Here is a 12,673-nt window from a genome sequence, read left to right on the forward strand (position 1 = left end):
TTCCAAGGGGTCTTATCCGCGCGTGCGGCGGGGCACCGGGGGAAAGTGGTTTCCGGCGACTTGAGCACTTCTAAGCCAAAGCAAGCCATTGGGATCGCGCTCGTTCTGCTTGTCCTGGGCGGCTGGTCTTTTTTCGATTCATTCAGCAACGTGGGCTACGCTCCAAAGCAGCCGATTCCCTTCAGCCACAAGCTCCATGCGGGCACGAACAAGATCCCGTGTCTCTACTGCCACTCGAATGCCGAGCGATCGCGTCATGCGACGGTCCCCGCCATGGCCGTCTGCATGAACTGCCATACTGTCGTTCGGACCGACCGGCCCGCGATTCAAATGGTGGCGCAGTACTACCAATCCGGTAAGCCGCTTCCGTGGGTGCGCGTCCATCGCGAGCCCGACTATGTCTATTTCAGCCACCAGTGGCACATCGCGCGCGGGTTCGCGTGCCAAACCTGCCACGGGCAGGTCCAGAACATGGACGTGATCCAGCAATCCAAGGATCTCAAGATGGGTTTCTGCATCAGCTGCCATCGAGCGAACAAGGCCCCGACGGATTGCAACACGTGCCATATATGACGGAACCCACACCGAAGCACTGGCGTTCTCTGGCCGAGCTCCACGGGGATCCCGAGGTTCGGGAGCTTCGCGAGCGCGAGTTCCTCACGCCGTCCGAGGAGACCACCGAAATCCCATCCCGGCGTGATTTCCTGAAGCTGGTCGGGGCCGGGGCCGCGTTCGCGGCAGCGGGCTGTGCGCGGAGACCGGTCGAAAAAATCCTTCCCTACATCAAGGCGCCCGAAGAGGCGATTCCGGGGAAGGCGGTGTGGTACGCATCCACGTGCGGCGAGTGCCCGGCGGCGTGTGGCGTCCTCGTCAAGACCCGCGAGGGACGACCGATCAAGCTCGAGGGGATGAAGGAGCACCCGTTGAGCCGGGGCGGGCTCTGCGCCCGCGGCCAGGCGTCGCTTCTCAACCTCTACGATCCGGACCGGCTTCGTGGCCCCGTCGCGGTCGACCGCAACACCGGGGCGGCGAACGCGACCACGTGGGGCGGGCTCGACGCGCGCACCGCAAACGCGCTGCGCGAGGCGCGGGGTGGCGGCGGCAGGGTCGTCCTCCTCACGGGGACCGTGACGAGCCCAACGACGCGGGCGCTGATCGATGAGTTCCTCAAGATATTCCCCGGTGGCGCGCACGTCTCCTACGACGCCGTCTCGAGCGACGCGATCGCGAAGGCTCAGGAGCTCTGCTACGGAGAGCGCCTCATCCCGCACTATCGCCTCGACCGGGCCGACTTGCTGGTCACGCTCGGAGCCGATCCGCTGGGCACGTTTCTTTCGCCGGTGGAGTTCGCCCGCGATTTCTCGAGCCGCCGCAAACCGGAGTCGGGCTCGATGTCCAAGGTCGTGGCGATCGAGCCGATCCTCACGCTCACCGGAACCAACGCGGACGTCCGGCACCGCGTCCGTCCGGAGCATCTCCTCTGCATCGCGCTCGCGCTGGCGCACGAGCTCCACGTGCGGATTCCGAGAGCGCCCCTTTCCGGCAACGCTGCGGTCGGTGCCGCGCTCGGCGGGTACCCTGCCGAAACCGTGGAGCGGGACGCGGGCCTCAAGCCGGGAACGCTCGCCGCGCTCGCGGACGAGCTTTGGGCCAACCGCGGAAAGAGCCTGGTCCTCGCTGGACCGCAGGCGGCGCCCGCGAGCCAAGCCGTGGCGCTTCAGGTCGCGGCGAATCTCCTGAACATGGCGCTCGGGAACGAGGGCGCGACCGTGGAGATGGCGACACCCTCGCTTCAGGCGCAGGGCTCGGAGGAGGCGGTGCTCTCGCTGGTCGAGGGGATGCGCGCGGGCGAGGTGCAGGTGCTACTCATCCAGGGGGTGAACCCGGCCTACACGCTGCCCGCGGCGCTCGGATTCGCGGAGCTCATGAAACGGGTTCGGTTCATCGTGAGCTTCTCCGACCGCGTGGACGAGACCGCCCGGCACGCCGATTTCGTGGCCCCCGACCATCACTACCTCGAATCCTGGAACGACCATGAGCCGAACCGAGCCGTGCGCTCGCTCACGCAGCCCGCGATCGCGCCGCTCTACGACACGCGCGCGTTCCAGGACACGCTGCTCGCGTGGGGGCGTTCCTTGGGGGCCGGTTCTCTCGCGGCCACGACCGGGAGCTGGCATGACTACCTAAAAGAGCGTTGGCGCGGCGATGTCTATCCGAAGAGCGACGCCGCGGCGTCTTTCGACCTCTTCTGGGAAGGAGCGCTCCGCGAGGGCGTATGGCAGGCGAAGGACCGGGGGAGAGCCCGCCCCGCGTCGGGCGCGTTCCGGCCGGAGGCGCTGAGCGAGATCCCCGCGACGCGCGCACCGGCGCCGTCCGGGGGGCCGCTTTCGCTCGTGCTCTACGTGCCGGTCACGCAATACGACGGTCGCAGCGGGAACAACGCCTGGCTTCAAGAGCTTCCCGATCCGGTCTCGAAGATCTGTTGGGACAACTACGTCTCGATCGCCCCGTCCCGCGCGAAGGAGCTGGGCGTTTCGGAATACGAGATGAAGGCGGACGTGGTCACCGTCGACGTGGGTCACGCCAAGTTCGACCTGCCCGTCCACGTGCAGCCCGGTCTCCACCCGGATGTGGTCGCGATCGCGGTCGGATTCGGACGCACCGCGGCGGGACGCGTGGGGAATCAGGTCGGACAAAACGGCTACGCGTTGGCGCAGGCCACCGGGGGCCGGATCGGGCTGAGCGGAATTCCCGCGCGGGTCACGAGGACGGGCCGCCGGGCGCCGCTCGCCTGCGTCCAGGGACACCAGTATACGGAGAACCGTCCCATCATTTACGAGACCACCTTCGCTTCCTTCCTCAAGGATCCCTCCTCGGGAAACGACGCCCCCACGAGCGAGCCGTCGATGTGGTCGAGGCACCAGTATCTCGGCTACCGCTGGGGAATGGCGATCGACTTGAACGCGTGCATCGGGTGCGCCGCCTGCATGGTCGCGTGTCAGGCCGAGAACAACGTGCCGGTCGTGGGGAAGTCGATCGTCCTCCGGGGGCGCGAGATGGCGTGGCTTCGGATCGACCGGTACTACTCCGGGAATCCCGAAGATCCGGAGACGGTCCATCAACCGATGCTCTGCCAGCATTGCGAGAACGCGCCGTGCGAGACCGTCTGCCCGGTGCTCGCGACCGTCCACAACTCGGAGGGTCTCAACTTACAGATCTACAACCGCTGCGTCGGGACTCGCTACTGCTCGAACAACTGCCCGTACAAGGTCCGGCGCTTCAATTGGTTCGATTACTCGAGCGTGCGGGAGAAATCGCTGAGGCTCGTGCTCAACCCGGACGTGACGGTGCGGTCCAAAGGCGTGATGGAAAAATGCACGTTCTGCATCCAGCGCATCCGCGACGGCAAGGAGCGCGCGAAGGCGCTCGGAGTTCCTGTCCAGGACGGCGACATCGAGACCGCGTGCATGCAGTCCTGCCCGACGCAGGCGATCACGTTCGGCGATATCAACAACCCGAAGAGCCGCGTGTCGGAGCTGATGAAGCGCCCGCGCGGGTACCACGTGCTGGCCGAGCTGAACACCCTGCCCGTCGTGACGTACGAGCTCAAGGTAAGGAACCGTGAGGAGGTGGGCTCATGAGCGACGTCGCCGAGTCCCCCGTGCTCCCGGCCGAGCCCTTGATCGACGCGCGGAAGTCGTTCGCCGACGTGAATCGGGATGTTTCCGCCCCGCTGGAACGGAAGCCCGGGATGCTGTGGAAGGTCTTTTTTGGAATCACGGCCCTCCTGACCCTCCAGTTCTTCATGGAAATCGGATACCAGATGTACAAGGGCATCGGGATTTGGGGGCTGAATCACCCCGTCGGCTGGGCCGTCGACATCACGAGCTTCGTGTTCTGGATCGGCATCGGCCACGCCGGCACGCTCATCTCGGCGATCCTCCACCTGTTCCGGCAGCGTTGGCGCACCGCGATCAACCGCTCGGCCGAGGCGATGACGATCTTCGCGGTCATGACCGCGGGGCTCTTCCCGCTGATCCATCTCGGCCGGACCTGGTTCGCCTACTGGCTCGTCCCGTACCCTAACTGGCGGTTCCTCTGGGTGAACTTCCGCTCGCCGCTCATCTGGGACGTCTTCGCGGTTACGACGTACCTCACGATTTCGATCTGCTTCTGGTACACGGGACTCATCCCCGACTTCGCCTCGCTGCGGGACCGCTCCACCGGCTGGCGCCGCGCGATCTACGGCGCCCTCTCGCTCGGCTGGCGCGGCTCGGAGCGCCATTGGCAGCACTACGAGCGGGCGTACATGATGCTCGCCGGGCTGTCGACGCCGCTCGTGCTTTCCGTGCACAGCGTGGTCTCCTTCGATTTCGCGACGTCGCTCCTGCCCGGGTGGCACACGACCATTTTCCCTCCGTACTTCGTGGCCGGGGCGATCTTCTCCGGCTTCGCGATGGTCGTGACCCTGCTCGTCATCCTCCGCAAGGTCTTCCATATGGAGGAGTACGTCACGCTCCAACATCTGGAAAACATGAACAAGATCATCCTCGTGACGGGGATGATGGTCGGATACGCCTACGCGACCGAGTTCTTCGTCGCGATGTACAGCGGAAATACCTTCGAGCGGTTCACCTTCCTGAACCGGGCCCGCGGGCCGTTCGCGTGGTCCTACTGGATCATGGTCACGTGCAACGTCGTCGTTCCCCAGATTTTCTGGTTCCGGAAGCTCCGGCGAAGCATTCCCGTGATGTTCGTGGTGTCCATCCTCGTCAACGTGGGAATGTGGTTCGAGCGCTTCACGATCATCGTGACGTCGCTCCACCGAGACTTCCTCCCGCCGAACTGGTCCTATTACAAGCCGACGATCTTCGACTACTCCGTGATCGTGGGCTCGTTCGGCTTCTTCTTCATGTGGTTCCTGCTCTTCTGCCGCTTTTTCCCGGCGATCTCGATGGCCGAGGTGAAGAGCGTGCTCTGGAGCGCGAAACGAACCGCCGCGCCGCGCGAACTGCCTCGGGCGAAGGAGCCGGTCCATGTTTCTTGACCGCTTCCGAAAACGCCGCCCGGTGCGAGCCGTGCTCGCCCTCTACGATGACCCCGACCGCCTGCTGAACGCCGCGGCGCTCGCAAAGGAGCACGGACTCGAGGGGATCGACGCGTTCACGCCCTACCCGGTCCACGGTCTGAGCGAGGCGCTGGGCATCAGGAAATCCTGGGTGCCCTACGTGACGCTGGTCATGGGGTTGAGCGGGGCCGCGCTTGGGCTCACGTTCGAGATTTGGACCTCGGCGTTCGATTGGCCGATCAACGTCGGTGGAAAGCCGTACATCTCGCTCCCGGCGTTCATCCCGGTCATGTTCGAATGCGGCGTGCTCCTCGGGGGTACGATGACCCTGGCCGCGCTCATCCTGGCGTGCGGCCTCCCCGATCTGAAGGGCCCGATCCTCGATCGCAATTTCACCAATGACCGCTTCGGGCTCTACGTGCCCGAGCACGGGCCCAGCTGGAACGAAGAGCGGATTTTCAGGATCCTGGGAGGGACCGGGGCCGTGGATTTGAGGGTGGTCCGTGTTTAGGGCGACCGCGCGGTGGAGTCTCTCCGTGCCGGCGGTGGTGGTCGCGCTGGCCCTCGTGGCGGGCTGCTCGCACCGGAAGAGCGAGCCGGCGCTGGAGTACATGCCGAACATGGCCTATTCGCCGGCGGTCAAAGCGCAGAACGAAGATCCTCTGCGCCCCGGAATGTCGGCGATGCGCCCTCCGGTGCCTGGAACCGTGCCGCGCGGGTTCACGCCGTACCGTTACGGCGTCGAGGACAGCCTCGCCGCGCAGCGAGACCTTGTTAACCCCCTCCCGCGCACCGCGGACGTCCTGGGGCGAGGGGAGCGGGTCTTCATGACGTACTGCGTCGTCTGCCACGGGCCCAAGGGGGATGGACAGGGCTACATCGTGCCCAAGTTTCCGATGCCCCCGTCTCTGCTGTCGCAGAAAGTGAGCGGTTGGCCCGACGGCCGGATCTACCACGTGATCACGCGCGGCCAGAACCTCATGCCGAACTACGCATCGCAAATCCAGCCGGAGGACCGCTGGGCCGTGATCCATTACGTTCGCGCGCTCGAGCGCGCCGCGAATCCGCTTCCGCAAGATCTCGCGGCGGCCGGGATCAAACCCGATACGACGGCGGGGGAGACGAAGGCGCCGGCCGGCCCCGTCCCGGGCGCCGGGGAGGGGAAGGCTCCGGTGGGAGGGAAGCCATGAGCGCCGACTCCTTGGCTCACGCGGTCCAGCACCCGGGGGAGAAGGTGCGCGTCGCGCCCGTCTCGGCCTCCATGGGGGTGCGCGCGCTGCTGGGGCTCATGATCGTCATCGGCGTCGTGACCTTCCTCCTCGAGGTGAAGACCGACCCGACGCGCGCCTACGCCGCGTGGCTCCACAATTACTGGGTCTTTCTCTGCCTCGGCCTGTCCGGCACGTTTTTTACGGCGATCCATTACCTGGTCGGAGCGACCTGGAGCGTGGCCGTGCGGCGGATCGCCGACGCCTTTTCCTCGTTCGTGCCGGTCGCGGTTCTCCTCTTTCTGGTCGTGGTGATCGGCATCCCGCACATTTACATCTGGTCGAGCCCGGCGGCGACCCAGGGCGAAGAGTGGAAGCTGATCGCGAAGGGGGGCTATCTCTCACCGAATCTCTTCGTGCTGCGAAACCTGAGCTTCCTCGCCCTCTGGGTGTTCTTCTCGTGGTTCTTCGTGCGGAACTCGACCAAACAGGACGAGACGCGCGACCTTTCGCTCTCGAAGGCCAATCTCAAGTACGCCCCCATTTTCGTCCTCACGTTCGCGCTCACCTTCACCCTCGCGAGCTTCGACATGCTCATGTCGCTCGAGCCGACCTGGTACAGCACGATCTTCGGCGTCTACTGCTGGGCGGGTCTGTGGCAGAGCGGTCTCGCCGCGATCGCGATCACGGCGGTGCTCCTGAGGCGCCAAGGGGCGCTGCAGGGGGTCGTGAGCCGGGCCCATTACCACGACCTCGGCAAGAACATCTTCGCCTATTCCGTCTTCTGGACGTACATAGCCTTTTCGCAGCTCATGCTCATCTGGTATGCGAACTTGCCTGAGGAAATCGAGTGGATGATCCACCGGATCTACACCGGATGGGGGGCGATCGCGATCGTGGTGGGCGTGCTCAAGTTCGTGATTCCGTTCTTCGTGCTGATGCCCCAGAAGGTGAAGGAGAACGAGATCGCGCTGCTCACGGTGGCGAGCGCTGTCGTGATCGGCCAATGGCTCGATATGTACTGGGTCATCTATCCCGCGTTCTCCCCGGAGCACGCGGTCTTGAGCTGGAATGAGGTGGGCGTCGCGGTGGGCTTCATCGGCCTGTTCGGCTGGACGGTGCAGTGGTTCTTGAGCCGCCATCCGGCCGCGCCGCATGGGGACCCCTACTTTCAGGCAAGCGTGAGGTTCCACGCGTGACCGGCACGATGCGTCCAGAACCCGACCCGCGGCACGAGGAGAACGCCGTGCCCGGTCTCGCGATCGCGCAGTTCGTGGTCACGGGCGTGCTCCTCGGTCTCATGGCGACGCTCGCCTACATGGCGGGCATGCGCTCGGCCGGGAGCGAGGGCGGCGAGGCGCGCGCGACCGCGGCGAAACCGGGAGCGTCGGTGGATGTCGCGTCGCTGTTGAAGCCGACGCCCGAGCTGATCGCGAAGGGGAAGAGCCTCTTCGCGGTCAACTGCGCTTCCTGCCACGGGCCGAACGGCTTTGGGGACGGGCCCGCCGCGGTGGCGCTCAACCCGAAACCGCGAAATTTCCACGAGGGGTACTGGAAATACGGAGGGGGCGTCGCCCGTATCGTTCAGACCGTCTCGACCGGATCTCCCGGGACCGCGATGGCCGCGTTCACGAATATCCCCCTCGAGGATCGCTTCGCCCTGGCGCATTACGTGCGTTCGCTTTCGCCGAAGCCCGGGGAGGACAGGCCGGAGGATCTGGCCTGGCTGGGTCCGATCGGGGGAGCGCCGGGCGCCGGCGCGGGACCGGGAGGGACTCCGGGCGGCACGCTGGGCGGTCCCCCCAAACCCGGTCCCACGATTCCCGTGGAAGTGGCGATCCGCCTTCTCGCGGAGCCGAACCCGCCTGTGGGTATGGCCGCGGCGGCCCCGGCGGACGGTCCCGGCGCGTCGCTCTATGCCGAACGGTGCGCCTCGTGTCACGGCGCATCCGGCGAGGGGGGAGTGCGGGTGCGCATGCTGGGCTCCGCGCCGTACGCTTACGTGACGACCATGAAGATCTCGACTTCGCGGACCGGGTGGGCGGGAGACCCCGCGCGGTTCGAGAAACTGGTTGTGGAAGGAATCCCCGGGTACGTGATGCCCGGAAGCGGAAATCTCTCGCACGCCGAGATCCGTGGGCTATACGATTTCACCATGAGCCTGCGGGCGCGGCAGGCAGGAAGCACGGCCGGGAACGCCGCGTTCCTTCCTGCTCCGGCGCCGGCCGGCGCGAACCGGAGCTGAAATGAAGAACCGAAAGGGCTGGGCGCTGTTTCTCATCGTCGGGTTGAGCGTCGCGGCGGCGCTCATCGCAAGCCCCGCCGGCGCGTGGCTGCTTCACCCCGTGACACCCGTGGCGCGCGACGTGCGCTCCCTCTTCTACAAGGCGGTGGCCATCACCGCGTTCTTCTTCATCGTCGCGGAAGGGCTGCTCCTGGTCGCGGTCCTGCGCTTCCGCGCCAAGCCTGGAGTGCCCGCGGCCACCTGGCATGAGAACTTGAGGCTCGAGCTCGTCTGGACCGCGATCCCGACGCTCGCGATGGTGGTGCTCTCGGGGCCCGCCTTCAGCACGATGAAGTACATGGAGACCATCCCGAAGTCGGACGTCCAGATCGAGGTGGTCGGGCACCAGTGGTTCTGGGAGTACCGCTATCCCAAGTACGGCGTCATCTTCGCCAACGAGCCGCTCGTCGTCCCGGCGGGGAAGATCATCTCGGCGAATGTGACATCGATCGACGTCGTGCACAGCTGGTTTGTGCCCGATTTCGGCATTAAGATGGATGCGAACCCGGGGAGGATCAATCACGTGTGGTTCCAGGTGGACCACCCGGGCACGTTTGAAGGTCAGTGCGCCGAGCTGTGCGGGGTCCTCCACGGCAAGATGTTCATCACGGTGAACGTGGTGACCCCGGAAGAGTTCGAGCGCTGGATCGAGCAGAAGAAGAAGGGAGTCTAGGAAAAGATGGAAGCCGGCACCGTCGTCGCCAGACCGGTCCCGCCGCACGCGGCGGCCGCGTACCCCGGCACGAAGCCGAGGTCAGGCATTTTCAAGTGGCTCCTCACCAGCGACCACAAGCTGATCGGGGTGATGTATCTCTGGCTCGCATTTTTCTTTTTCTCGATCGCCGGCGCGTTCGCGATGGTCATGCGGGCGCAGCTTTCGGCCCCCGGGCTCCATGTCCTCCGTCCCGAAGTCTATAACCAGCTCATGTCGCTTCACGGGACGTTCATGGTCTTTTTCTTCACCATACCCATCATGGCGGGGATCGCAAACTACGTCGTGCCGATTCAGCTCGGCGCGCGCGACATGGCGTTCCCGCGCTTGAACGCGGTGAGCTTCTGGCTCCTGGTTCCGGCCGGTTTGCTCATGCTCTCGAGCCTGTTCCTCCACGGAGGGTCGGCGGCGGCCGGCTGGACGAGCTATCCGCCCCTCACGGACCGGCAGTTCTCCCCGGGTCCCGGCGTCGATCTTTGGATCCTGGGGCTCCATCTCGCGGGGGCATCGTCCATCTTGGGCGGGATCAACTTCGTTGTGACGATCCTGAACCTCCGGGCGCCCGGGATGACGATGTTCAAGATGCCGATGTTCTGCTGGACGGTGCTCGTGACCCAGACGATCATCCTCTTCGCGACCCCGGTTCTCGCGGGGGCGCTCACCATGGCGCTCACCGACCGCATGTTTGGAACGAGCTTCTTCCATCCGGCGGCCGGAGGGGATCCGGTCCTGTGGCAGCACCTCTTCTGGTTCTATTCGCACCCCGCCGTTTACATCATGGTGCTTCCGGGCATGGGAATGATTTCCCAGATTCTGCCGGCGTTCTCGGGGAAACGCCTCTTCGGCTACAAGGGCATGGTGCTCGCGACCGCCGGAATCGGGTTCATCGGGTACCTGGTCTGGGGCCATCACATGTTCGCCACCGGCATCGACTACCGCCTCCGCCAGTTTTTCAGCTTCGCGTCGATGGTGATCGCGGTGCCGACCGGCATCAAGATCTGGTCCTGGCTCGCGACCATCTGGGGCGGCTCGCTGCGATTCCGGACCCCGATGCTCTTTGCCGTCGGATTCATCGCGCTCTTCATCATCGGCGGGATCACCGGCATTTGGCTCGCGCTCGTGCCGTTCGACATCCAGGTGCACGACACCTACTTCGTGGTCGCGCACCTGCACTACGTGCTTTTCGGCGGTTCGCTGATGGCGATCATGGCCGGGATCTACTACTGGTTCCCGAAAATCTCGGGGAAGCTCTACAACGAGTTCTGGGGAAAGGTGCACTTCTGGCTCACGTTCATCGGGATGAACCTCACGTTCATGCCGATGCACATGATGGGCATGCTGGGAATGCCGCGCCGCATCTATACGTATCGCCCCGAGTTCGCGAGCTGGAACCACGTTGCAAGCGCCGGCGCCGCCGTGCTCGGGGTGGGCATGACGATCTTCGCGGTGAACATGCTGTGGAGTCTGGGACGCGGTAAGCGCGCCCCCGTGGATCCGTGGACCCATTCGGCCGAGACCCGGACTCTCGAGTGGACGGTCAGCTCGCCTCCTCCCGCCGAGAACTTCCACACGATTCCGGTCATCCGCTAGAAAGCGTCCCCTCGCGGGGCGAATCGAAGGCCCGCTCCCGCGAGACCCGCGATGCCAGCGAACCGAAGCCGCCTGCCGAGCTTCTTCGTCGTCACGCTGGGGCTCGTCTTCGTGCTCGTGGTTTGGGGCGGAATCGTCCGGCTCAGTGGCTCGGGGCTCGCGATCCCCGACTGGCCCCTCGCGCACGGGGGCGTCCTGCCCAAGCAGGAGACGCGGGTGATGATCGAGTACATCCACCGCGTTCTCGCCATGACGGTGGGCGTCTTCACCCTGGGGCTCGCGATCGCGGTCTATGCGATCCCGCGCTACCGCGCCCCGCTCGGAGGTATGATGGCCGTCGCGCTCGTGACGCTCGTGGTCCAGATCGTCATGGGCGGACGCGTGGTCCTGGAGGAGCTTCGCGTCCAGCGGGTGGTGGCCCATCTCCTGCTCGCGTTTCTCTTCTTCGCGATCCTTCTCCGGATGACGCTTCGCGCCCAGGATCTCGATCGCGGCCCAGGGGAGAAGGGCGTGGTCCAGGGGACCAGGGGGCTCAGAGCTTGGAGCCACGCCGCGGCGGGTCTGGTGTTCGTGCAGGCCGGGCTCGGCGGATGGGTCTCCTCGTCGGGAGCGGGGCTCTCGTGCCCCGATTTTCCTACCTGCCAGGGGTCCTGGTTCCCCAGAATGGAGGGGCTCGTGGGAATTCATTACGCACATAGGCTCGGCGCCTACGTGGTCTTTGCCGCGGTGCTCGGGCTCTTGATCCGCGCGGCTTCGGCGCCGCTTCCCCCTCGGGCGAGGTGGCCGCTGCGGATCGCGGGGGTGCTGGTGGCCTTACAGATGCTGCTCGGAATCGGCAACGTGGTGCTGGGGCTGCCCCTGGCGGTCAGCGCGGGGCATCTGGCGACCGCGCTCGCGCTGTTCGGAACCCTGCTGGTCGCGAACCATGAGCTTGCCCGTCTCTAGCTATCTCCAGCTCACCAAGCCGCGCATCGTCCTCCTGGTGCTCGTCACGGCTCTCGCGTCTCTCGTGATGGAGGGATCGCTGCTTCAAAGACCCTGGCGGTTCCTGCTCGTGCTAACCGCGATCACCATGGTGGCCGGCTCCGCGAACGCGTTCAACCAGTACTTCGAGCGGGATCTCGACGCCCAGATGGCGCGGACGCGCACCCGCAGACCGCTCCCTTTGAATCAGATGCTCCCCAGGAACGCGCTCTTCTTCGCGATCGCCCTCGGAATCCTCTCGGTCGCGCTTCTCTTCTGGGTCGGGAGCGGGCTCAGCGCCTGGCTCGCGCTCGGGACGATCCTCTTCTACGGTTTCGGCTATACGCTCTGGCTCAAGCCGCGCACCGTCCACAACATCGTGATCGGCGGGGCGGCGGGAGCCATGGGCCCCGTGATCGCGTGGGCGGCGGCCAGCGGCGGCTTGGGACTCGCTCCCATCCTTCTCTTCCTCGTGATCTTCCTCTGGACGCCGCCTCACTTCTGGGCGCTCGCGCTTTGCGTCAAGGAGGACTACCGGAAGGTCCGCATCCCGATGCTCCCGCTCGTGCGGGGGGACGCGGAGACCTACCGCCAAATCGAGATCTACAGCGTCGTGCTGGTCGCCCTCACCCTGGCGATGCCTTTCTTGCGCACAGGCGGCCTCCTCTACGCCCTCCTGGCCCTCGGTTTGGGGGGCGTCTTCGTCTGGAAGGCCGTCCGGGCCCGGCGGCTCGCGACCGTGCGCTCGGCGTGGGAGGTATTCGGGTTTTCGATCCTGTATCTGTTCGTTCTCTTCCTCGGGCTCATCGCCGACGCGATCTGGCGAATCCCGATCCTCTGAGAGGCTC

Annotated in this window: 11 protein-coding genes; all 11 read left to right on the forward strand. The window is 65.6% G+C overall.

The features are described 5' to 3' along the window. The first annotated feature begins 45 nt into the window (after positions 1-45). From E6K76_02860 to E6K76_02910, 11 genes are read left to right on the forward strand one after another with little or no spacing between them, the layout of a single operon-like run. Positions 46-573 (forward strand): cytochrome C, encoded by a 528-nt coding sequence (locus E6K76_02860; GenBank protein ID TMQ60074.1) that lies wholly within the window; start codon positions 46-48, stop codon positions 571-573. Then, positions 561-3,641: a 4Fe-4S dicluster domain-containing protein gene (locus tag E6K76_02865; protein ID TMQ60075.1), complete on the forward strand. Its 3,081-nt coding sequence runs from the start codon at positions 561-563 to the stop codon at positions 3,639-3,641. Before E6K76_02860 ends, E6K76_02865 begins: the two co-directional genes overlap by 13 nt. Continuing rightward, positions 3,638-5,047, forward strand: a complete 1,410-nt coding sequence (locus E6K76_02870; protein TMQ60076.1) for a hydrogenase — start codon at positions 3,638-3,640, stop codon at positions 5,045-5,047. The genes E6K76_02865 and E6K76_02870 overlap by 4 nt, the downstream gene beginning before the upstream one ends. Then, positions 5,037-5,579 carry a DUF3341 domain-containing protein gene (locus E6K76_02875; protein TMQ60077.1) on the forward strand — a complete coding sequence of 181 codons (543 nt, stop codon included), beginning with the start codon at positions 5,037-5,039 and terminating at the stop codon, positions 5,577-5,579. Before E6K76_02870 ends, E6K76_02875 begins: the two co-directional genes overlap by 11 nt. Beyond that, positions 5,572-6,258, forward strand: coding sequence for a cytochrome c (locus E6K76_02880; protein ID TMQ60078.1), 687 nt, complete (start codon positions 5,572-5,574; stop codon positions 6,256-6,258). Before E6K76_02875 ends, E6K76_02880 begins: the two co-directional genes overlap by 8 nt. After that, complete coding sequence (locus E6K76_02885; GenBank protein ID TMQ60079.1) at positions 6,255-7,475, forward strand: hypothetical protein; 1,221 nt, start codon at positions 6,255-6,257, stop codon at positions 7,473-7,475. The genes E6K76_02880 and E6K76_02885 overlap by 4 nt, the downstream gene beginning before the upstream one ends. Beyond that, positions 7,472-8,521: a c-type cytochrome gene (locus E6K76_02890; protein TMQ60080.1), complete on the forward strand. Its 1,050-nt coding sequence runs from the start codon at positions 7,472-7,474 to the stop codon at positions 8,519-8,521. Before E6K76_02885 ends, E6K76_02890 begins: the two co-directional genes overlap by 4 nt. Position 8,522: 1 nt before the next feature. Next, positions 8,523-9,233 carry a cytochrome c oxidase subunit II gene (coxB, locus tag E6K76_02895; GenBank protein ID TMQ60081.1) on the forward strand — a complete coding sequence of 237 codons (711 nt, stop codon included), beginning with the start codon at positions 8,523-8,525 and terminating at the stop codon, positions 9,231-9,233. Positions 9,234-9,239: 6 nt separating this feature from the next. Continuing rightward, positions 9,240-10,862, forward strand: coding sequence for a cytochrome c oxidase subunit I (gene ctaD / locus E6K76_02900; GenBank protein ID TMQ60082.1), 1,623 nt, complete (start codon positions 9,240-9,242; stop codon positions 10,860-10,862). 51 nt (positions 10,863-10,913) lie between these two features. Then, positions 10,914-11,807, forward strand: a complete 894-nt coding sequence (locus E6K76_02905; protein ID TMQ60083.1) for a heme A synthase — start codon at positions 10,914-10,916, stop codon at positions 11,805-11,807. Next, a complete protein-coding gene (locus tag E6K76_02910) occupies positions 11,788-12,666 on the forward strand; it encodes a protoheme IX farnesyltransferase (GenBank protein TMQ60084.1) in 879 nt (292 codons plus the stop codon). Before E6K76_02905 ends, E6K76_02910 begins: the two co-directional genes overlap by 20 nt. Positions 12,667-12,673: the final 7 nt, after the last annotated feature.

Source organism: Candidatus Eisenbacteria bacterium (assembly GCA_005893275.1).
Lineage (GTDB): Bacteria > Eisenbacteria > RBG-16-71-46 > SZUA-252 > SZUA-252 > WS-7.